Annotated in this window: 21 protein-coding genes; 8 read left to right on the top strand and 13 right to left on the bottom strand. The window is 71.6% G+C overall.

All coding sequences use genetic code 11. From position 1 onward, the window contains the following. Window positions 1-64 precede the first annotated feature (64 nt). Window positions 65-1,036, top strand: a complete 972-nt coding sequence (locus VET29_RS21555) for an EamA family transporter (protein WP_324923275.1) — start codon at window positions 65-67, stop codon at window positions 1,034-1,036. On the opposite strand, the gene VET29_RS21550 is transcribed toward VET29_RS21555, so the two are convergent. The 6 genes from VET29_RS21550 to VET29_RS21525 form a co-directional block, all read right to left on the bottom strand. Continuing rightward, window positions 1,023-2,699, bottom strand: a complete 1,677-nt coding sequence (locus VET29_RS21550) for a ribonuclease J (protein ID WP_324923272.1) — start codon at window positions 2,697-2,699, stop codon at window positions 1,023-1,025. The genes VET29_RS21555 and VET29_RS21550 overlap by 14 nt on opposite strands. Next, entirely contained in the window at window positions 2,696-3,709 is a 1,014-nt protein-coding gene (gene dapA, locus VET29_RS21545) for a 4-hydroxy-tetrahydrodipicolinate synthase (protein ID WP_324923270.1), read from the bottom strand. Before dapA ends, VET29_RS21550 begins: the two co-directional genes overlap by 4 nt. Before the next feature lie 11 nt (window positions 3,710-3,720). Then, window positions 3,721-5,175 carry a serine/threonine-protein kinase gene (locus VET29_RS21540; protein WP_324923268.1) on the bottom strand — a complete coding sequence of 485 codons (1,455 nt, stop codon included), beginning with the start codon at window positions 5,173-5,175 and terminating at the stop codon, window positions 3,721-3,723. 63 nt (window positions 5,176-5,238) lie between these two features. After that, complete coding sequence (locus VET29_RS21535; RefSeq protein WP_324923265.1) at window positions 5,239-6,666, bottom strand: serine/threonine-protein kinase; 1,428 nt, start codon at window positions 6,664-6,666, stop codon at window positions 5,239-5,241. Window positions 6,667-6,725: 59 nt separating this feature from the next. Next, on the bottom strand, window positions 6,726-7,352 hold the full coding sequence (locus VET29_RS21530; protein ID WP_324923263.1) for a TIGR03085 family metal-binding protein: 627 nt from the start codon (window positions 7,350-7,352) through the stop codon (window positions 6,726-6,728). A gap of 12 nt (window positions 7,353-7,364) precedes the next feature. After that, window positions 7,365-8,807 carry a serine/threonine-protein kinase gene (locus VET29_RS21525; RefSeq protein WP_324923261.1) on the bottom strand — a complete coding sequence of 481 codons (1,443 nt, stop codon included), beginning with the start codon at window positions 8,805-8,807 and terminating at the stop codon, window positions 7,365-7,367. A 75-nt stretch (window positions 8,808-8,882) separates the two neighbouring features. Here VET29_RS21525 and VET29_RS21520 point away from each other — a divergent pair, with 75 nt between their 5' ends. Together VET29_RS21520 and VET29_RS21515 are read left to right on the top strand one after the other, a co-directional pair. Beyond that, a complete protein-coding gene (locus tag VET29_RS21520) occupies window positions 8,883-9,914 on the top strand; it encodes a DNA polymerase IV (RefSeq protein ID WP_324923259.1) in 1,032 nt (343 codons plus the stop codon). 7 nt (window positions 9,915-9,921) lie between these two features. Beyond that, complete coding sequence (locus VET29_RS21515; protein ID WP_324923257.1) at window positions 9,922-10,458, top strand: RBBP9/YdeN family alpha/beta hydrolase; 537 nt, start codon at window positions 9,922-9,924, stop codon at window positions 10,456-10,458. Window positions 10,459-10,461: 3 nt separating this feature from the next. Here VET29_RS21515 and VET29_RS21510 read toward each other — a convergent pair whose 3' ends face one another. After that, window positions 10,462-11,217 carry an oxidoreductase gene (locus tag VET29_RS21510; protein WP_324923255.1) on the bottom strand — a complete coding sequence of 252 codons (756 nt, stop codon included), beginning with the start codon at window positions 11,215-11,217 and terminating at the stop codon, window positions 10,462-10,464. Window positions 11,218-11,295: 78 nt separating this feature from the next. Between VET29_RS21510 and VET29_RS21505 the strand changes: the two genes are divergently transcribed. Beyond that, window positions 11,296-11,802: a helix-turn-helix domain-containing protein gene (locus VET29_RS21505; RefSeq protein ID WP_324923253.1), complete on the top strand. Its 507-nt coding sequence runs from the start codon at window positions 11,296-11,298 to the stop codon at window positions 11,800-11,802. Here the strand turns inward: VET29_RS21505 and VET29_RS21500 are convergent. Then, the gene (locus tag VET29_RS21500) at window positions 11,781-12,158 is read right to left on the bottom strand and encodes an ACT domain-containing protein (RefSeq protein WP_324923251.1); all 378 of its coding nucleotides are present in this window, start codon (window positions 12,156-12,158) and stop codon (window positions 11,781-11,783) included. The genes VET29_RS21505 and VET29_RS21500 overlap by 22 nt on opposite strands. A gap of 5 nt (window positions 12,159-12,163) precedes the next feature. Continuing rightward, the gene (gene thyX / locus VET29_RS21495; protein WP_324923249.1) at window positions 12,164-12,916 is read right to left on the bottom strand and encodes an FAD-dependent thymidylate synthase; all 753 of its coding nucleotides are present in this window, start codon (window positions 12,914-12,916) and stop codon (window positions 12,164-12,166) included. Between the two features lie 132 nt (window positions 12,917-13,048). On the opposite strand from thyX, the gene VET29_RS21490 reads away from it, so the two are divergent. Beyond that, entirely contained in the window at window positions 13,049-13,591 is a 543-nt protein-coding gene (locus VET29_RS21490) for a toxin-antitoxin system HicB family antitoxin (RefSeq protein ID WP_324923247.1), read from the top strand. Window positions 13,592-13,597: 6 nt separating this feature from the next. Next, a complete protein-coding gene (locus VET29_RS21485) occupies window positions 13,598-14,518 on the top strand; it encodes a DUF4097 family beta strand repeat-containing protein (protein ID WP_324923245.1) in 921 nt (306 codons plus the stop codon). A 557-nt stretch (window positions 14,519-15,075) separates the two neighbouring features. Here VET29_RS21485 and VET29_RS21480 read toward each other — a convergent pair. After that, a complete protein-coding gene (locus VET29_RS21480) occupies window positions 15,076-16,317 on the bottom strand; it encodes a winged helix-turn-helix domain-containing protein (RefSeq protein ID WP_324923243.1) in 1,242 nt (413 codons plus the stop codon). Between the two features lie 35 nt (window positions 16,318-16,352). Further along, window positions 16,353-17,906 carry a serine/threonine-protein kinase gene (locus VET29_RS21475; protein ID WP_324923241.1) on the bottom strand — a complete coding sequence of 518 codons (1,554 nt, stop codon included), beginning with the start codon at window positions 17,904-17,906 and terminating at the stop codon, window positions 16,353-16,355. Window positions 17,907-17,982: 76 nt separating this feature from the next. Here VET29_RS21475 and VET29_RS21470 point away from each other — a divergent pair, with 76 nt between their 5' ends. Continuing rightward, window positions 17,983-18,543 (top strand): GNAT family N-acetyltransferase, encoded by a 561-nt coding sequence (locus VET29_RS21470; protein ID WP_324923239.1) that lies wholly within the window; start codon window positions 17,983-17,985, stop codon window positions 18,541-18,543. A gap of 118 nt (window positions 18,544-18,661) precedes the next feature. Then, the gene (locus VET29_RS21465; protein ID WP_324923237.1) at window positions 18,662-19,177 is read left to right on the top strand and encodes a hypothetical protein; all 516 of its coding nucleotides are present in this window, start codon (window positions 18,662-18,664) and stop codon (window positions 19,175-19,177) included. A gap of 33 nt (window positions 19,178-19,210) precedes the next feature. Here VET29_RS21465 and VET29_RS21460 read toward each other — a convergent pair whose 3' ends face one another. Both VET29_RS21460 and VET29_RS21455 read right to left on the bottom strand, forming a co-directional pair. Next, the gene (locus VET29_RS21460; RefSeq protein ID WP_324923235.1) at window positions 19,211-19,681 is read right to left on the bottom strand and encodes a DUF4265 domain-containing protein; all 471 of its coding nucleotides are present in this window, start codon (window positions 19,679-19,681) and stop codon (window positions 19,211-19,213) included. Window positions 19,682-19,735: 54 nt separating this feature from the next. Further along, window positions 19,736-20,207 (bottom strand): hypothetical protein (locus tag VET29_RS21455; RefSeq protein WP_324923233.1); only part of this gene is annotated, 472 nt, incomplete at its 5' end.

Here is a 20,207-nt window from a genome sequence, read left to right as displayed (position 1 = left end):
CTCCGGGGCGGTTCGCTTAGCGTGAGTACCACGAAGTCCCAGTTGACGGAAGGGCAACTCCCCCATGACAGCCACGGCGTCCACACCGCCGCTCGCCCCGGTCACCGGTGAACGTCGTTCGGCGGTTAGCCGCGGAACGGGACTGATCCTGTTCGCGTCGGTCTGCTTCGGCACCTCGGGCCCGCTGGTCAAGCCGGCCATGGACGCCGGGCTGTCGCCGCAGCAGGCCGTGAGCTTCCGCATCGCGCTGGCCGCCGTGCTGCTGCTGGCGTTCGTGGCGGTCACCCGGCCCGCGCTGCTGAAGGTGCGGCGTGCGGACCTGCCCCTGCTGTTCGGCTACGGCCTGATCGGCGTGGCGACCGTGCAGCTGCTGTACTTCGCCGCGGTGTCGCGGATCCCGATCGGGGTGGCGATGCTGCTGGAGTTCACCTCGCCGGTGCTGGTGGCACTGTGGGTGCGGTTCGTGCGCGGGGTCGTCCTCCCGGCCCGGATGTGGGTGGGCACGGCGCTCACGTTGTTCGGCCTGTCGCTGGTCGCGGAGGTGTGGCAGGGCCTGCGGCTCGACGCGCTCGGCCTGCTGATCGGCCTGGGCGCGGCACTGTGCGCGGCCGCGTACTTCCTGTTCGGCGAGCGCGCGAGCCGCACGATCGCGCCGCTCGGGCTCGTCACCTGGGGCATGGTGATCGGCGGGGTCGTGATCGCGTTCCTGGCCACGCCCTGGTCGCTGCCCGGCGACATCCTCGGCGCCGACGCCGCCTTCGGCGGGTGGCGGGTGCCGGTGTGGACGCTGCTGGTGACGTGCGCGGTCGTGAGCACCGCGCTGGCGTACGTACTGTCGATCAGCTCGCTGCGGCTCCTGCCCGCGAACGTGGCCAGCGTGCTGGCCGTGTGCGAGCCGATCGTGGCGACCGTGCTCGCCTGGCTGTTGCTCGGCCAGGCGCTCACGGCAATTCAGGTCGCCGGCGCGGTGGTCCTGCTGGCCGGCGCGACGGTGGTACAGCTCGCCTCGCGCCGGCCCGCGCTCATACCGGGATGACCGTCGGGACGATCATCGGGCGGCGGCGGTAGGTGTCGGCGACCCAGCGGCCGACCACCCGGCGCACGGACTGGGCGATGCGGTGCGTGTCGGTGATGCCCTCCGACTCGGTGTGGGACAGCTCCATCTCCACCAGGGACACGACCTCGTCCAGTGCCTTCGGGTCGTCGGAGAAGCCGCGGCCCGAGATCGTCGGCGGGCCGAGTGCCCGGCCCGTGCTCGACTCGACGGCCACGGTGATCGCGATGAAGCCGCCCTCGCCCAGGATCAGGCGGTCGGACAGGGTCGACTCGCCCACGTCGCCGACGGACAGCCCGTCGACGTACACGTGGCCGACCTCGACCCGCCCGCTGATCACCGCGCGGCCGTCCACCAGGTCGACGACGACGCCGTCCTCGGCGATGACCACGTGGTCGGCCGGCACGCCGGTCGCCACGGCCAGGGCCGCGTTCGCACGCAGGTGACGCCACTCGCCGTGCACGGGCATCACGTTCGACGGCCGGACCGCGTTGTACAGGAACAGCAGCTCGCCGGCCGACGCGTGACCGGACACGTGCACCCGCGCGTTGCCCTGGTGCACCACGTTCGCGCCCAGCCGGGACAGCTCGTTGACCACGCCGAACACCGCGGTCTCGTTGCCCGGGATCAGCGAGCTGGCCAGCACGACGGTGTCCCCGGGAAAGATCTTGATCTGCCGGTGGTCGCCACGCGCCATCCTGGACAGCGCGGACAGCGGCTCGCCCTGCGAACCGGTCGACACGAACAGCACCTGGTGCTCGGGCAGCTGCAGCGCCTCGTCCAGGTCGACCAGCAGGCCCTCCGGCACGTGCAGCAGCCCCAGGTCGGCGGCGATGCCCATGTTGCGCACCATCGACCGGCCCACCAGGGCCACCCGCCGCCCGTGCCGCACGGCGACGTCGAGCACCTGCTGCACGCGGTGCACGTGGCTCGCGAAGCACGCCACGATCACCCGCTGCTGCGCCCGCATGATCACGCCGTCGAGCACCTGGCCGATCTCGCGCTCGGCCATGACGAAACCGGGCACCTCGGCGTTGGTCGAGTCCACCAGGAACAGGTCGACGCCCTCGTCACCAAGGCGGGAGAACCCGGCCAGGTCGGTGAGCCTGCCGTCGAGCGGCAGCTGGTCCAGCTTGATGTCGCCGGTGTGCAGCACGACCCCGGCCGGCGTGCGGATGGCGACCGCCAGCGCGTCCGGGATGGAGTGGTTGACCGCGAAGAACTCGCACTCGAAGTCGCCGTAGGAGACCCGGCCGCCCTCGACGACCTCGCGGAGGTTCGGGTTCAGCCGGTGTTCCTTGCACTTGGCGGCGACGAGCGCGAGCGTGAACCGCGAGCCCACGACCGGCAGGTCCGGGCGATGGCGCAGCAGGAAGGGCACGGCGCCGATGTGGTCCTCGTGACCGTGCGTGAGCACGACGGCGTCGATGTCGTGCATCCTGGACTCGATCGCGCGGAAGTCCGGCAGGATGAGGTCCACGCCGGGTTGCTGGTCCTCGGGGAACAGCACGCCGCAGTCGACGATGAGCAGCCTGCCACCGAACTCGAACACGGTCATGTTGCGACCGATCTCGCCGATGCCACCCAGCGCGACGACGCGCAGTCCCCCGTCGGCGAGCGGAGCGGGCGTAGGGATGTTCGTCACCGATGAACCTGCCCGGCGCTCGTGTGGGTGGTGGGCGAGACGTACGCGGCGGCCGCGTCGGCCTCGGCGACCCGGGCCGCGGCCACGTCCGACGGCGGCGCGTCGGTCAGCGGCACGCCGGCGTCGCCGAGGTCGGCGGCGATCAGCTCGACCTGGGCCGGTGTGGCGGGTGGGAGTGGCAGGCGCGGGTCGCCGGCGTCGTGCCCACGCAGCCGCAGCGCGGCCTTCACGAAGATCACGCCACCGACCCGGCTGTGCGCCCGGTACACCGGCAGCAGGCCGCGGTGGATGGTCCGCGCGGTGACGACGTCGCCGTTCTCGTAGGTGTCCAGCATGCGGCGCAGGCGACCGGCGACCACGTGCCCGATGACGCTGACGAACCCGACGGCGCCGACCGACAGCCACGGCAGGTTCATCGCGTCGTCGCCCGAGTAGTAGGCGAGGTCGGTGTTCGCGATGACCACGCTGCCCGCGAGCAGGTCGCCCTTGGCGTCCTTCACTGCGTTGATCCGCGGGTGCTCGGCGAGCCGGCGCAGCGTGTCGACCTCGATGGGCACGACCGAGCGCGGCGGGATGTCGTAGAGCATGTTCGGCAGGTCGGTCGCGTCGGCGATGGCCGTGAAGTGCGCGACCAGGCCGGCCTGCGGCGGCCGCGAGTAGTACGGGGTGACCACGAGCAGCCCGTGCGCGCCCGCCTGCTGGGCATCGCGCGCGAGGTGCACGGAGTGCGCGGTGTCATAGGTGCCGACCGAGGCGATCACCGTCGCCCGGTCCCCCACCGCGTCGACGACCGCGCGCACCAGCTCGGCCTTCTCGTTGTCGGACGTCGTCGGCGACTCCCCGGTGGTGCCGCTGACCACCAGGCCGTCGTTGCCGAGGTCGACCAGGTGGGCCGCGAGGCGCTGAGCGGCGTCCAGGTCGACCTTCCCACTGGCGTCGAATGGCGTCACCATTGCGGTGATGACCTGGCCGAACGGCCGTCCAGGCTTGGCGGTCGGACACGTGTTCATGACCTCAGACGCTACTCCACCACGACGTACGACCTGTCCAACCGGTCGCCTTCCCGGTCGTACAGGACACACACGACCGTGCGCTCCGTGACCCACGCCTTCTCGGCCGGTACCACCGCGCGGTAGCGCAGCCCGGTCGTGTCGGAGACGTACTCGGACTCGAACATCATCGCGCACATGTTCTCGGTGAAGTCGGTCAGCCGGGTGACGCCCGGGTAGCCGATGTCCGGCTCGGCGTCGTCCGCGTCCGGTTTCGACCAGAAGACCAGCCAGTCGAAGATCTCCGTGTCGTGCGACTTCGCGCAGTCCACCCGTGCGTCGTCGGTGATCCGCGCGCCCTCGCGGAGCTCGCCGGTCAGGCAGATGCCGCCGCCGTCGCGGTGGGCCCAGGTGAACTGCCGCAGGTCACCCCCGGATCCGTAGGTGAGCGCGGGCGCCATGGCGGCCGGCCGCTCCGCCCGGGGCGCGGTCGGGTCCGGCGCGGTGACGGCGTGGACGACGTAGCCGCCGGCGAACATGGCCGTGGCCAACGCGACGGCGACCGCGAGCACCGGCAACGACCAGCGGCGGCGAGGCGTGACCGGAGCAGGCGTGTGCTGCGTGTTGCCGCTGAGGACGACCGGGACCGGCGCCGTCGGCACACGGGTGCGTGGCATGGTGGTCGCCTGTGTGAGCAGGCGGCGGACCTGGGGGGCGGACGGGCGCGCCTCGGGGTGGCTGTTGAGCAGGCCGGTGATCACCGTCGCCAGTGGGCCCTGGCAGCGGCCCACCTGCGGGACCTCGTTGAGGATCGCCTGGATGGCGGCGGCCGTGTTGTCCCGCTCGAACGCCGAGTAGCCCTCGACCGCGAAGAACAGGACCGCGCCCAGCGCCCACAGGTCCGAGCCGGCGTCGGCGTCGGCGCCACGCAGGCGTTCCGGGGCCATGTAGACGGGCGAGCCGACCAGGATGCCGGTGGTGGTGAGGTGCGGGTCGTCCGTGGACTGGGCGATGCCGAAGTCGGTCAGCTTCACCCGCCCGTTCGGCAGCACCATGATGTTCGACGGCTTGACGTCCCGATGCACGACGCCGGCCGCGTGCGCGGTCTGCAGGGCGGACAGCAACTGCTCCGCGATCCTGGCCACCGTGCCCGGCGGCATCGGCCCTTCCCGGTCGACGATGTCGGCGAGCGTCGGCGCCTCGATCAGCTCCATCACGATGAACGTCCGGTCGTGCTCGCGGAGCACGTCGTACACCGTGACCACGGCCGGGTCGTTGAGCCGCCCGGCCGCGCGGGCCTCACGCAGCACCCGCTCCTTGAGGACCCGCCGCGCACGCGGGTCGGCCCGCTCGGCCAGGTGCAGCTCCTTGATCGCCACCCGCCGCCCGATCGTGCGGTCATCGGCCAGCCAGACGATGCCCATGCCGCCGCGGCCGATCTCCCGGATCACGGAGTACCGGCCGGCGATCACACGTTCCTGGGTCACCCCTCCCCCTTCCTCCCGACCCTCGGACCGGCGGCGGTCGGCGCGGGTTCCCGGAAACCTCCACTACTCCGGAACGACGTACGACTTGTTCAGCTGCTTGTCGTCCCGTTCGTAGAGGACGCAGCTGACGCTGCGGCGCTCGGCCCAGGCCCGTCGCGTCGGCACCAGGGCGCGGTAGCGCAGCGAGGACCGGTCGGCGATCACGTCCGACTCGAAGATCGCCGTGCAGTAGGTCTCGGCGAAGCCGGCCAGCACGTCGAAACCGGGGTACGCGATGTCCTTCCAGTGGTCGTAGTCCTGGTCGGGCTTTTCGTAGAAGGTCCGCGAGGCGAACTCCTCGAAGACGTGCGGGTCGGTGCACGCGACGTGCTGGGTCTGCGTGATCCGCCGGCCCTCGGCCAGGTCACCGGCCATGCAGGCGCCCTCAGGAGAGCTGTTGTAGCTCCACTCCTCGAGGTAGCCGTCCCCGCCGGTGCCGTAGGTCCGCGTCTCGTCCATGCCGGCGGGCACGGCCGGGCCCGGCGCCGTGGCGACGCGGAGGAGGTAGCCGCCGGCCAGCAGGGCGACCGCGAGCACGACGGTGGCGACGAGCACCGGCCTCGACCGGCGACGGGCCTGCCGCTGGTACGTCGTGAGCGGGGTGGTGGCGCCCTCCTGGGGCACGCCGGCCGCCCGGGCGAGCAGGCCGCGGACCTGGGCGGCGGACGGGCGGGCCTCGGGGTGGCTGTTGAGCAGGCCGGTGACCACCGCGGCCAGCGGGCCCTGGCAACGGGTCAGGTACGGCACCTCGTTGAGGATGGCGTGCATGGTCGCGGCAGTCGTCTGGCGCTCGAACGCCGCGTGGCCCTCCACGGCGAAGAACAGGACCGCGCCCAGCGCCCACAGGTCGGAGCCGGCGCCGGCGTCGTCGCCGCGCAGGCGTTCCGGGGCCATGTACACGGGTGAGCCGACGAGGATGCCGCTGGTGGTCAGCCGCGGGTCGTCGGTCGACTGCGCGATGCCGAAGTCGGTCAGCTTCACCCGCCCGTTCGGCAGCACCATGATGTTCGACGGCTTGACGTCCCGATGCACGACGCCGGCCGCGTGCGCGGCCGCCAGGGCGTCGAGGAGCTGTTCGGCGATGCGTGCGACGGTGTCCTGCGGGAGCGGCCCCCGGTCCTCGACGAGCTGGGACAGGGTGTCGGCCTGGATCAGCTCCATCACGATGAACGTGGTCCCGTGCTCGCGGAGCACGTCATAGACCGTGACCACGCCCGGGTCGTTGAGCCGGCCGGCGGCGCGGGCCTCCCGGAGGACGCGCTCCTCGAAGACGGTCTTCTCCTCGGCAGCCACGTCGTCGGGAAGGTGCAGCTCCTTGATCGCGACGCGGCGGCCGATGGTCCGGTCCTCGGCCAGCCACACGACGCCCATGCCGCCGCGGCCGATCTCGCGCAGCAGCGCGTACCGGCCGGCGATCAGCCGCTCCTCCGCCCGCACCTGCTCCTGGGCCACCGCGCCATCTCCCTCCCGGCCGCACGGCACTCCGACCCGGGGAAGACGCCCGCGGTTCCCTAAAGGCGCCGGCGAAAGCCCTGCACGGCCTCGATGGCCTGCTGGTCGCCGTCGAACTCGACGCGGACGGCGGCGCGTCCCGTGGCGAACAGCAGCAGCTCACCCGGCTCGCCGCTGACCGTCACGCTCTCCGGAGCACGCTTGACGACGATCTCCTGGCCGTCCGGGCGGTGCAGGACGAGGCCCACCGGGCTGCGGCGCAGGGTCAGGAACGACGTGCGGCGCAGGCCGGCCCACAGGGCCGCGTCCCGCTCGGCGTCCGGCTTCCTCGGCTCCCAGCCCGCCTGGCCGCGGCGGGTGTCCTCGTGGTGGATGAAGAACTCGATGCTGTTGACCGCCTTGTCCAGCGCCGGGATGCGGGTGGGCCACCACGGGGCCGGACCGTTGCGGACCAGGTCCACCAGCTCGCGCCACGGTCGGCGGGCGTAGGAGTCCTGGACGCGCCTGGTGTAGCCGGCCAGGGGTTTGAGCAGGATGCCGGGAGCGCCGTCCGCACGGCGTTCGCGGATGACCAGGTGCGCCGCGAGGTCTCTGGTCTGCCAACCCGTGCACAGAGTCGGCTCGTTAGGGCCGATCTCGTCGAACAGGTCACACAGGGCGGCGCGCTCTTCCGTTGCCAACGACATGCGTCCACCTTCTCAGTTGGTGGGGATCACCTGCGAGGTGAGCTGCTTGCCGTCGCGGCGGTAGATCAGGCAGTACTGGCCGCGGTCCCGGTCCGACGTCGAGGCGTCCTCCCAGGACTCCTGGCTGGGCACCAGCGAGGCGTGCATCAGCTTGTCGCGTTCGGAGCTCGGCAGGACGCCGTTCAGGCCGAACACCAGCACGCACGACGACTCGGCCGTCGCCTCCAACGCGTCCCGGCCCGGGTAGGCGACGTCCTCGCCGGTGAACGGGTCCAGCACGTACAGCACCTCGAAGTCGTGCGGGCCGGCGCAGTCGGCGCTGTTGGTGTAGCTGCGGCCGGGCTCTAGCCGGGCCGGCGCGCACTGGTTGTTGGACAGGTCGAACTCCGGGATGTCCGCGCCGTCGCCGCCGTAGGTGTAGGTCGGTCCCTTGGTGGGGTCGTCCACCGGCGCGACGAGACCGACGCGGCCGGTGAACCAGCCGCCGACGAAGGCACCCGCGACCAGCACGACCACCGCCGCGAGGATCGGCCACCACGCGCGACGCTTCGCCGAACCGCCATCCGGTCGGGTGCCCCGCGACGGGGTGTACATGGCGGTCACGTTCTGCGGTCCGGTCATCGGCTGGGTCACCTGGGTGAGCAGGCCGCGTACCTGCTGGGTGGACAGCCGCGCCTTGGGCGTGACGTTGAGCAGGCCGGTGACCACCGCGGCCAGCGGGCCCTGGCAACGGGTCAGGTACGGCACCTCGTTGAGGATGGCGTGCATGGTCGCGGCCGTCGTCTGGCGCTCGAACGCCGCGTGGCCCTCCACGGCGAAGAACAGCGACGCGGCCAGCGCCCACAGGTCCGAGCGGGCGTCGGCCTGCTCGCCGCGGATGACCTCGGGCGCGAGGTAGGTGGGCGAGCCCACGAGCATGCCGCTGGTGGTCAGCCGCGGGTCGTCGGTCGACTGCGCGATGCCGAAGTCGGTCAGCTTCACCCGCCCGTTCGGCAGCACCATGATGTTCGACGGCTTGACGTCCCGATGCACGATGCCGGCGGCGTGGGCGGTGTCGAGCGCGTCGAGCAGCTGTGTGGCGATGGGGGCGACGGCCTCCTGCGGCAGCGGCCCCTGCCGGGCGACGATGGCCGCGAGCGTCGGCGCCTGGATCAGCTCCATGACGATGTAGGTGGCGCCGGCCTCCTGGAGCACGTCGAACACCGTGACCACGCCCGGGTCGTTCAGCCGCCCGGCCGCGCGGGCCTCACGCAGCACCCGCTCCTCGAGCACCCGCTTCTCCTCCTGGGGCACTCCGGCCGGCAGGTGCAGCTCCTTGATCGCGACGCGCCGGCCGATGGTCCGGTCCTCGGCCAGCCAGACGACGCCCATGCCGCCGCGGCCGATCTCCTGCAGGAGCGCGTACCGGCCGGAGATCACCCGCTGCTGGGTCACCTGTTCAGGCTGCTGGGTCACGCCGCTCCCTCGTTCGCTCCGCGAGCCTGGTTCGCTCCGCAAGCTCCGCTCACGCCGGGGATGTTAGATGGCCGTATGCCGGCATGGGTCCTGCACGTCGATCTCGACCAGTTCATCGCCGCGGTCGAGATCCTGCGGGACCCGTCACTGGCGGGCAAACCGGTCGTGGTGGGCGGGCGCGGGGACCCCACCGAGCGGGCGGTGGTGGCGACCGCGTCGTACGAGGCACGCGAGTCCGGCGTCCACTCCGGCATCCCACTGCGGCTGGCGCTCCGCCGCTGCCCGGACGCCGTCTTCCTGCCGTCCGACCCCACCGCGTACGACGAGGCGTCGGCCGGGGTGATGGCCGTGCTGCGGTCGTTCGGCGTGCCGCTGGAGGTGCTGGGCTGGGACGAGGCGTTCCTGGGCGTGACCGCCGATGACCCGTTCGAGTTCGCCCGGTCGGTGCAGGCGGCCGTCCTCGACCGGACCCGGCTGTCGTGCTCGGTGGGCATCGGCGACAACAAGCTGCGGGCCAAGCTGGCGACCGGGTTCGCGAAGCCGGCCGGGGTGTTCCAGTTGACCAGGTCCAACTGGTTCGAGGTCATGGCGGACCGCCCGACCACCGCGCTGTGGGGCATCGGCACGAAGACGGCCCGGAAGCTGGCCGAGCTGGGCTACACCACGGTCGCGGAGCTGGCCCGCGCGGACGAGGACGCGCTGGCCACCCGGCTCGGCCCGCGGATGGGCCCCTGGTACCGGGGCCTGGCGCGCGGGGCCGGCGGCACGGCGGTCACGAGCACGCCTTACGTGGCGAAGTCACGCAGCCGGGAGACGACCTTCCAGTCTGACCTGACCGAGCTGCCGGAGATCACCGCGGAGGTGGTCGCGCTGGCCCGCCGGGTCGCGGCGGACGTCGTCGACGAGGGCCGGCCGGCGGCGCGGGTGGCCGTGAAGGTGCGGTTCGTGCCCTTCTTCACCCACACCCGCAGCGTGACGCTGCCGGCACCGACGGCCGACCCCGGCCTCCTGGAGAACGCGGCGCTGGCCGTGCTGGCGAAGTTCACGCTGGACCGGCCGATCCGATTGCTGGGGGTGCGGGCGGAGTTCCCGGAAGATCGGCGATAGTAGGCGCATGCACTTCCTGATCGTTCCAGGCATCAACGGCTCCGACGAGCAGCACTGGCAGACCGCGTGGCAGTCCGCGTGGGGCTCGTCCGCGACACGGTTCGCCCCGGCCTCGTGGGACGAGCCGGACCTGGACGACTGGCGCACGGCGCTCGACCGGACCGTGTCGGGGATCCAGGACGACGTGGTGGTCATCGCCCACAGCCTGGGTTGTCACGCCATCACGGCGTCGCCGGTCCGGCCCAACGTGCGCGGGCTGTTCCTCGTCGCGCCGCCGGACGTCTCCCGCGCGGAGTTCCCCCGCGAGGCCGCCACCTTCACCACGCTGACGCCGACGCCGGTGTCCGTCCCCGGCCTGGTCGTCTTCGGCGAGGACGACCCGTACTGCGAGCCGGCGGTGAGCGTCCGCCTGGCCACGGGCTGGGGCCTCCCCCACGTCAGCGCGGGCGCCGTCGGGCACGTGAACGCGGCAGGCGGGGTCGGCGGCTGGGAGTTCGGCAAGGCCCTCCTGATCGCGTTCCTGGCCGGCATGACGCTGCGCTGACGCTCAGACCGTCGGGATCGTGCCGCCGTCGACGAGGTAGTCGGCGCCGGTGACGCTCGCGGCCGCGTCGGAGGCCAGGAACCCGACCACCTCGGCGACCTCGTGGGGTTCCGCGAACCGTCCGGTCGGGACGCCGCCGAGGGAGTCCAGGAGCGACTGGCGCGCCGCCTGCCGGTCGCCGTCGAACTGGGTGGCCAGCCGGTCGACCAGGCGGTCGGCGGCCTCGGTGTGGATGCCGCCCGGTGACACGGTGTTGACGCGGATGCCGTGCGGCGCCAACTGGTTGGCCAGGCCGAGGCTGTAGGTGCGCAGCGCGGCCTTGGCGGCGGCGTAGGCCAGCGTGCTGTTCCACAGCGGCATGCGTGCCTGGATCGACCCGACGTGGACGATCGCGCCCCGTCCCGCGTCGAGCATCGCCGGCACGACCGCCCGGTCCAGCCGCACGGCGGCCAGCAGGTTGAGGTCGAGCTCACGCTGCCAGGTGTCGTCGTCGAGGACCGCGAAGCCGCCGCTCGGCGCGCTCGACCCGCCGGCCACGTGCACCAGGATGTCCGGTGCGCCAACGGCTTCCGCGACGGCGGCCGCGGTATCCGGCGCGGTGAGGTCCGCGGTGACGGACGCGTCCCGACCTCGGCCGATGGTGGTGACCGTCGCGCCGGCCGCCGCCAGGCGCGCGACCACGGCCGCCCCGGTGCCTTTCGTGCCGCCCGCCACGACGGCATGGCGGCCGGTCAACGACAGTGCGTCCGGATAGGTCATGAGATCCACTCCCAAGTGACTTCTGTTTTAGCAGTTAGTGACTGACTGCTAATATAGCAGTGACCGAGGGAGGTAGCGGTGGCCAGCAAGATCCGGCTCGAGGACCGGGAGTGCCCGCTGTCGACGACGCTGGGAATCGTCGGTGAGTGGTGGACCGTCCTGATCCTGCACGACTGCTTCGACGGCTACACCCGCTTCGACGAGTTCCAGGCCAACATCGGCCTCTCGTCGAGCATGCTGACCAGCCGGCTGAGGACGCTCGTCGAGCGCGGGATCCTGGCGCGCCGGCCCTACCAGGACCGGCCGGTGCGGTACGAGTACGTGCTCACCGAGCTCGGGCGGTCACTGCGGCCGGTGCTGGTCGCGCTCGCGGCGTGGCGCAACGCACAGCTGGCCCCCGAGGAGCGGGCCATGGTCCTCGTCGACACGCGGACCGGCCGGGAGGCCGAGCCGGTGGTCGTCGACGCCGTCACCGGCGAGCCGGTGGACGGGTCGCGGTACGTGTTCGCCGCGGGGCCCGCGGCGGGGCCGGTCATGCGACAGCGCTACGAAGGGGTGACCGGTCAGCTCGGGCCGATCTCGTGACCCGCCTCCCGCAGGGCCTTCAGCGCGCGTTCCAGGTCGACGGCCGGCACCAGCACGTGGTCGGTGTCGTACGTCGAGACCGCGAGCAGGGTCACCCCCGCGGCGGCCAGCTCGCCGGCCAGGGCCGCCATCACGCCGGTGAGGTCGAACTCCAGGGGGCCGCGGACGGTCAGCAGCCGCCAGCCGGGGCGGGTGTCCGCACTCGGCGGCGCCACCGCCGACGGGCACACCACCGATACGCCGTGCGCGGTCGTGGTGACCGAGACCAGGCCGTCCGCCTCGATGGGCGGCGGGGCCGCGGCCAGCCGCGTGATCGTGTACTCCCCTGGCGCGAGGTCGACGATGAGCCGTTTCACCGCCGTCAGCCTTCGGTGACGAACGGGCTCGACGCGACCTCGGTGCCGTCCGGCAGGGTCGAGATCACGAAGTCGTCGAACACGTTCGCCGCCGACTTCTGTAGCTGGCGCAGGCACTCGACGGCCAGCTCGCGGATCTCCACGTCCGCGTGCTCGCTCGCCCGCATGGCGATGAAGTGGCGCCAGGCCCGGTAGTTGCCGGTCACCACGATCCGGGTCTCGGTCGCGTTCGGCAGCACCGCCCTGGCGGCCTGCCTGGCCTGCTTGCGGCGCAGGGTCGCGTTCGGGACGTCCGCGAAGTGCTCCTCCAGGCCCTGGAGCAGCTCGGTGTACGCGGCGACGCTCGCCTCGGCGGCCTTCATGAACTTCTCGTGCAGCACCGGGTCGCTCGCGATGACGGCCGGCTCGACCATGGCCGCCGTGCGCTCCGGGACGTAGCGCTGCGACAGCTGGGAGTAGGAGAAGTGGCGATGGCGGATCAGCTCGTGGGTCAGCGAGCGGGAGATGCCGGTGATGTAGAAGCTGACGGTGCCGTGCTCCAGCACGGAGAGGTGCCCGACCTCGAGGATGTGGCGCAGGTACCCGGCGTTGGTCGCGGTGGTCGGGTTCGGCTTCTTCCAGGACTGGTAGCACGCGCGGCCCGCGAACTCGGCGAGCGCCTCACCGCCCTCGGCGTCGGTCGACCACGGCACGTCCGCCGGCGGGAAGAACTCCGTCTTCGCGATCAGTTGGACCCTGGGCGGCACCGTCTCCGTCATGCCGCAGAGCCTAACCGCCGGATGCCGCCGCACGGGCCCGCGACGCGATGCACGGTCCGGATGCACGGGCGGTGCGCGGTGCTGTCACCAACGACACTTGCGTGATGTCACTTGTGATGTCACCATGGCATCATGGATCTCACACCGTACATCGCCTCGTTGCGGGAGGATCTCGTCACGGCCGCGTCGGCCGGTGACGAGAACACCCGCCGCACGGCCGAGGTACTCGCCGCGGCGCTGGAGCCCGCCGCGCGCCTCGCGATCATGAACGCGCTGTCCGACCTGGCCGCCGAGGTGACCGCCTCGCTGGACGACCACGTGGTCGACGTCCGGCTCGCCGGCCGGGACGTGCAGGTCGTGGTCACCGGCCGCGGCACGCCGCACGACGACTCGCGCGCGGGTGACGTCCCACCGGTCGACGAGACCGCGGGGGGCGACATGAGCCGCATGACGCTGCGGCTGTTCGAGCAGCTCAAGGCCAAGGCCGAGCAGGCCGCGGCGGCACAGGGGGTGTCGCTGAACACATTCGTGCAGCAGGCCGTCCAGGGGGCGCTGCACCGCAAGGGGGGCTTCGGCGGCAAGGACTGGAGCCGGGAGTGGAGTCGCGCCTGGGGCAGCGGCGGCCCGGAACGCGGGCAGAGCCAGCACCGCGTGCACGGTTGGTACGAGGGGTGACGAGCAGTGACCGAAGAGCAGGCTGAGGACGTAGTCCGGCGGCAGAGCTTCGAGGCCGACGGGCCGGTCGAGCTGGACCTGGGCACCGGAGGTGGTGCCGTGACGGTCCGGCTGGTCGACGAGCCGGGCGTGCACGTCGAGGTCCGCCACGACACGGGTGCGGGCACGCCGTGGGCGCAGGGCATCAGCAGCATCATGAGCTGGGTCAACACCCAGTTCCCGCAGTTCAGTGGGCAGTTCGGGGAGGGCGTGCCGACCGGTTCGACCGCCGAGGCGGAGGCCGTGCGGCAGACCCGACTCGACTACGCCGCCGGCCGGCTGGTGGTGCGGACGCCGCGCGAGCTACAGCTGCGCAACGCGCCGATCGCGGTGTCGGTACAGGCACCGGCCGGCTCACACGTGACGGCGAGCAGCGGTTCCGGACACGTCAACATCTCCGGTCGCGCCGGCCGGCTGGAGCTGCACACCGGCTCGGGCCGCATCACGACGGACCAGGCCGAGGGCTCGGCGAAGGTCGAGACGGGGTCGGGCACCGTCCGCCTCGGCCCGATGGCCGAGGGCCTGCGGGCGAAGTCCGGCACCGGCGACATCGAGGTGACGTCGATCGGCGGCGCGAGCACGGTCGTGACCGGCAGCGGCGACGTCTGGCTGGGCGCGGTGACCGGCGACGTGCTGGCCCGCACCGGCAGCGGCCGCGTGACCATCGCGAACGCCGCGTCCGGCGAGCTGGAGCTGCACTCCGGCTCGGGCGCCATCCACGTCGGCATCCGCAAGGGCAGCCCGGCGGAGGTCGACCTGTCCTCCAACTCGGGCGAGGCCCGCAGCGAACTGGACCTGACGGCCACCCCACCGGCGAACAAGCCACCCCTACGCATCCGCGGTCGCACCGGCTCCGGCAGCGCCCTGGTCACAGCCGCCACCGAGTAACCAGAACCCCACCAGGCCCGACCGAGGGGGACCGGCCTGGGTGGTACCTCCCTCCCCAGCACCGGAGGCACCACCCAGGCCACTTCCAACCCCCCGCGAGTCCCGCGTTCAAACACAGCGAGTCCCGCGTTGAAACACACCGAACTGCGGTCTCGTGCACAAGAACCGGAGCACTTCGAACACCGCACCAACCGCGATCTCGTGAGGCCGCTTCATCGCGCGGTGAGGAGCGTGGTTCGTGTCGCGCCCGCTCGTTCGAGGCGTAGGGCGAGTGCGGCGACAATGCCCGTTGGTGTCTGAATGACGCCGACGGGCCGTTCGCGATGTGGCACTGTCGTGCTTCGCGACGTGGCACCGCCGCACCGTTTGCGACGTGGCCACCGTCGTGCCGTTCGCCTCATGCGGGCCAGGCCTCGCCGCATCCCTTGCCCACCAGCACATCCCGCCGAGGATGAACCCTTGTGCACACGATTCCGGACCGACATCTGCACGAACCCGCAACTCGGTATGGGTAAACGCGGGACTCGGGGTGTTTGAGGGCGGGACTCGCGGTGGGGTCAGGGTTTGAGGGCCGTGCGCATTTCTTTTGTCAGGTTGCCGTTTGGGCCTAGTTCTACGGCGTTCAGGCCCAGCCAGGTGGCCATGGTGCGTAGTTCGGCGGCCAGTTCGCGGGCGACGTGTGGCTTGTCGACGCCTGGTTCGGTGAAGACGCCCTTGGCGCGGAGGACGCCGGCCATGCGGTCCGTCTTCAGGTCTACGCGGCCCACCAGTTGGCCGTCCAGCAGGAAAGGGAAGACGTAGTAGCCGTAGACGCGCTTCGGCTCCGGGACGTAGATCTCGATGCGGTAGTGGAAGTCGAAGATCCGTTCGGTCCGCTCGCGTCGCCAGATCAGCGGGTCGAACGGGGCCAGCAGCGCGCGGCCCGTGACCTTGCGCGGCGTCCGCGCGTCGACGTGCCGGTACGCCGGGTGCTGCCACCCGTGCACGGTCACCGCCTCCACCAGGCCCTGCTCCACCAGCGTGGACAGCGCGGCCTTGCTGCGTTCCGGCGGCAGACGGTAGTAGTCCCGCAGGTCCGGCTCGGTGCCGATGCCGTGCGCGCTCGCCGCGCGCAGCATCAGCTGCCGCGCGGCCTCGGCGTCGGAGACCGGTGGCGCGGACAGCACCTCGGGCGGGAGCACCCGCTCGGGTAAGTCGTACAGGCGCTGGAAGCCGCGCCTGGTGCCGGTGGTCAGCTCACCGGTCGCGAACAGCCACTCGCACGCGTGCTTGACGTCCGACCGGTTCCACCAGCCGCCCGGCGCCTTCCTCGCCCGCCGCTCGTTGAGCCCCAGCTCGTCCTCCAACGGGCCGGCGCCGATCGGGCCCAGCTCCTTGACCGCCGCCAGCACGTCGTCGAACAGGCCGGGCGAACGTTTGCGCAGGGCCGCGAACCGGTGGGCGTACTTGCGCTCGTACTCACGCATGCGCCACCGGAACAGCGGCCAGTCCTCGACCGGCAACAGGCTCGCCTCGTGTGCCCAGTACTCGACCAGCATCCGCGGCCGGCGGGCCCGGTGCGTCCACGCCGCGTCGTCCACGAGGTCGGCGGGGTACGGGCCGAGCCGGCTGAACAGCGGCATGTAGTGCGCCCGCACCGCGACGTTCACCGAGTCGAGCTGGATCAGCCGGACCCGGTCCAGCACCCGCCGCAGGTGCCGGCGGGACACCTCTCCCCCGGGCCGGGCGTCGGTGAACCCCTGGGCGCCCAGCGCGACGCGCCGTGCGACGTCGGCGCTGAGGGTGGTCGAAACTGCCATGGTCAAACCATGGCACAGGGCACCGACAGTTCTGTTCAGCGCGGTCGGAAGGCGGATCCGACGATCGTGTCCATGTCCGTGATCGTCGCCACGCACCGGTAGACGCCCAGCTCGGTCGACTTGTCGTCCGACGACGGCGGCAGGATCTCCGACTGCCACCGCTCCGGCCCGAGCTGCAGCGCGTCCCCGTACCGCGAGGCCAGCAGCGTCTCCACCGAGCACACCTTCCGCACGGTCGGGTGCGCCTCCAGCACGTCCGCGTACGGATCGGCGACGTCCCCCGGCACCAGCGCGATCGCGTACGTCTCGAACGAGTGGTCCTGTTCGCACGGCAACCGGCGGATGCTCTCGATCTCCCCGTTGATCACGACCATGCCCGACCAGCACTCCGCCTTCTCGACGCATGCGGCCTGCGCGTCCTTGACCTGCGCCGCGGGGCAGTTCTCGGTCACCGTCCGTACGCCGTAGACCTCGGACGGCGACTTCTTGGGACTCGTGACCGGTGGGTTGATCGTGTCGCCGGCCTGCTGGCCGGCGCCCCCTCCCCCGATGTCGCGCAGCGCGAAGTACCAGACGCCCGCCATCACCAGCACCGCCGCGAGCGCGGCGCCCAGCCAGATCGCCGCCTTGTTCCTCCCGCGTGGCGGCGGGGCGGACGAGTGGTACTGCGGTGGGGGCCCGGTGGGACCGGACGGGTACGCCGGCGGGTGGCCGGCCGGCGGATAGGACGGCCGTGGTGTGGCGACGGTCATCACTGGCGTGGTCACCGCGTGCCGTGGACTGGGGAAGTCACCCACGTTCAGCTGCGACAGGTCCGCCCGCAGCGCCGCCGCCTCCGGGTACCGGTGCGCCGGGTCGCGAGCCAGGCCGCGCCGCAGCACGGCCATGAACTCCGCCGGCACGCCCGGTATGTCCTGGATCGGCGCGTCGTGCAGGCGGATGATCTCCGGCACGCTCAGCTCGCGGTCCGGCGGGTACCGCGGCGGACGGCCGGCCAGCAGCGTGTACAGGGTGGCGGCCAGCGCGTAGACGTCCGACTGGGGCGTCGGCGGCACCAGGTGGAACTGCTCGGGGGCCGCGTAGGCCGGGGTCAGGGCCTCCAGGGTGACCGAGGTGTCCCGGCCCGTCTCCATCAGCGCGGCCAGGCCGAAGTCGGACAGCGCGACCGTGCCGTACCGCTTGACCAGGATGTTGCCGGGCTTGATGTCGCGGTGCAGCACGCCGAGGTCGTGCGCCGCGGCCAGCGCGTCCGCGATCTTCTGGCCGATGTCGCCGACCTCGCGCGGGGACATCGGACCCCGCTGGGCGAGCGACCCGCCGGTGCAGATCTCCATCACGATGTAGGGCCGGGCGTCCGGCAGCACGCCCGCGTCGTAGATCTCCACGACGTGCGGGTGCCCGGACAGGCGGCCGGCGGCGCGGACCTCGCGGAGGAACCGGCGCTGGTCGCGGTCGTCGAGGATCACCCGCGTGTCGAGTTTGATCGCGACCTCGCGGTCGATGGTGATCTGACGGGCGCGGTACACCACACCGAAACCACCACGCCCCAACGCGTCGACGATCTGGTAGCCGGGGACGGAGACGGTCACGAGCGGAGAGCGTAGCCGAATGAATTTCAGTATCCCCGCTGGTTGACCGGTTTCCTTCAGCAACTAGGTTCGTCCCATGGCCGTAGCCACCGTCCGTCCCGCCGTGCCGTCCGACGCGGCCGAGATCGCCCGCATCCAGCTCGTCACGTGGCGGGCCGCGTACCACGACCTGCTGCCCGCCGAGGTGCTGGACGCGCTGGCAGCGGACGAGGCGGAGGCGACCTGGCGGCACACCATCGAGCAGGGTCCGGCCAGGGTGTTCCTGGCCACCGAGGGACAGTTCCAGGTGGGCTTCGCCGCGGCCGGGCCCGCGCCGCAGGACGAGTCCGCCGGGGCGGACGGGACGCCCGTACCCGACGCGGACCGGGTCGCGCTGGTGAGCGTCCTGCTGGTCGAGCCCCGCTGGGGTCGCCGGGGCCACGGCGGCCGGCTGCTCGCGGCCGCGGGCGACGCGATGCTCGCGGATGGTTTGGCCAGGGGTATCAGCTGGGTAGCCGAGCAGGACAAGGCGTCACTGGGCTTCTGGGAACGCGCCGGCTGGCTGGCCGACGGGACGGTTCGCACGCTCGACGCGGGTGGCCGGCCGTTACGTGAGGTGCGTATGACGGGCACGCTCAGTTTCGAGTTGCAAAGCTGACACAACCACTAGCCCTCACGCGACGTCTCCTGTAGTGGAAGTAGCCGCACCGGCCCGCGCTCGACCCGTGCTCGGGGTACGCTGCGGCAGTCCTCGACCTCGGCTGGAGGTGCTGCCGGTGCTCGCGTGGCTCGGTCTGACGCTCGGCGTCGCCTTCGGGTCCGCGCTCCTGCCGCTCATCAGCGTCGAGATCTTCCTGGTCGGCCTGGCCATGCAGCAACCACACATCCCGTGGCTGTTACTGGGCGCGGCGGTCGCGATCGGCCAGGTTTCCGGCAAACTCCTGTACTACTACGCCGCCAAGGGCGACCTGCACCTGCCGGCATTCATGCATCGCAGACACAAGGAAAAGCTGGAAACGCCCCGCCGCCTGCGCTGGCACCGCCGCACGAAGCGATTCCGCATGTGGGTCGAGGTGCTGCGGGAGAAATGCCAGCGCCACCCGAAATGGATGGTCGGCACGTACGGCATCAGCTCGGTACTCGGCCTGCCGCCGTTCATGGCCACATCCGTACTCGCCGGCATGGTGCGAATGAACCTCACGGCATTCATCGGCGCCGGCCTGGCCGGCCGCTTCATCCGTTTCAGCGCGCTGGCCGCTTCCCCGGCAATCTGCGCCGGTTGGTTCTTCTGACGCCCAGTGCCGGGATTCTGGCGGGCGCGGAATCTAGGCGTCCGCCCAGGCGTCGCCGACACAGCCTTCTTCCCAGGCCCAGCGGCTGTCCTGCTCACCCTCACGCAGGAGCCTCTTCACCGCGACAAGATCGGCGTCGCCAGGCACATTGAGCGCGACAATGCCGTACTGCTCAATTCCCTCGCCGTCGATGCCGAACGGTTTGAACGTGTCGAGCACGGCCTGCCGGTCACCGTGGAGCGGGCCGCTGCGGTACGGGATAACCCGAATAGTGCAGTTGCCGGACCATTTGATGGTCTTGTCCGCCCACAGCGCGCCGTCGCCGTCCTCGGTCACCGCCACGACGTCGAAGCACGCGAACCCGCGGGCGAAGAACGGAATGTTGTCCAACACGACGACGCGTTCACGCGGGGTCGGGGTGGCCCACATCCGCTCGACGGTCACGGGTGGCCAGCCTTCGGCATCCTGCTCCACCGCGAAATACACGCGCACGTGGTCCGTCATGGCGACAGTTTGGCGTACGGGCGGCGGAATCGCAGATCCGCCACCCGTACGACATCAAACAAATATATCTTCCGCCACGGGCACCAGCGCCACCCGCGCCCGGTCCGGCTCGTAGGCCAACCGGGGCACGGCGAACACCGCGGTGACCGGACCGTCCGCGGTGCGGGCGGCGTAGGTCAGCAGGCGCCACTCACCCTCGTCCCAGTGGTCGAGCAGGTCGGAGGTCAACTGCTCGACCACCGACCGGTACGCCCCGCTCTTCCACAGTTGCTGGATCGTCGACTCCAGCGGGATCTCGACGGCGTGCCGCGACAGCGGGTGGCGCCGCCGGACGCGCCAGCGCCGCAACGGAATCAGCCAACGGTGATCCAGCTCGGGCGACAGCGCGACGACGACGGCGCCCTCGACGACCGCCACCCCGACTGTCGCAAGTGGACTGTTCAGCCAGGGTTCCGTTGCCGTCACGGCGAGAGCGCTCAGGACGAGGAGCACGCCGGCACGCGCGAAGCCGCGGCCGCGCACCGGG

The organism is Actinophytocola sp. (assembly GCF_035634895.1).
In the GTDB taxonomy this organism is placed as follows: domain Bacteria; phylum Actinomycetota; class Actinomycetes; order Mycobacteriales; family Pseudonocardiaceae; genus Actinophytocola.
This window is presented reverse-complemented; position numbering and strand designations above follow the sequence as displayed.

Bases quoted from the DNA above. Each gene is read 5' to 3' on its own strand.
- VET29_RS21480 (WP_324923243.1), bottom strand. From the start codon at position 16,317: ATGGCAGTTTCGACCACCCTCAGCGCCGACGTCGCACGGCGCGTCGCG.
- VET29_RS21510 (WP_324923255.1), bottom strand. From the start codon at position 11,217: ATGACCTATCCGGACGCACTGTCGTTGACCGGCCGCCATGCCGTCGTG.
- VET29_RS21530 (WP_324923263.1), bottom strand. From the start codon at position 7,352: ATGTCGTTGGCAACGGAAGAGCGCGCCGCCCTGTGTGACCTGTTCGAC.
- VET29_RS21460 (WP_324923235.1), bottom strand. From the start codon at position 19,681: ATGACGGACCACGTGCGCGTGTATTTCGCGGTGGAGCAGGATGCCGAA.
- VET29_RS21490 (WP_324923247.1), top strand. From the start codon at position 13,049: ATGGATCTCACACCGTACATCGCCTCGTTGCGGGAGGATCTCGTCACG.
- VET29_RS21520 (WP_324923259.1), top strand. From the start codon at position 8,883: ATGCCGGCATGGGTCCTGCACGTCGATCTCGACCAGTTCATCGCCGCG.
- VET29_RS21555 (WP_324923275.1), top strand. From the start codon at position 65: ATGACAGCCACGGCGTCCACACCGCCGCTCGCCCCGGTCACCGGTGAA.
- thyX (WP_324923249.1), bottom strand. From the start codon at position 12,916: ATGACGGAGACGGTGCCGCCCAGGGTCCAACTGATCGCGAAGACGGAG.
- VET29_RS21470 (WP_324923239.1), top strand. From the start codon at position 17,983: ATGGCCGTAGCCACCGTCCGTCCCGCCGTGCCGTCCGACGCGGCCGAG.
- VET29_RS21515 (WP_324923257.1), top strand. From the start codon at position 9,922: ATGCACTTCCTGATCGTTCCAGGCATCAACGGCTCCGACGAGCAGCAC.
- dapA (WP_324923270.1), bottom strand. From the start codon at position 3,709: ATGAACACGTGTCCGACCGCCAAGCCTGGACGGCCGTTCGGCCAGGTC.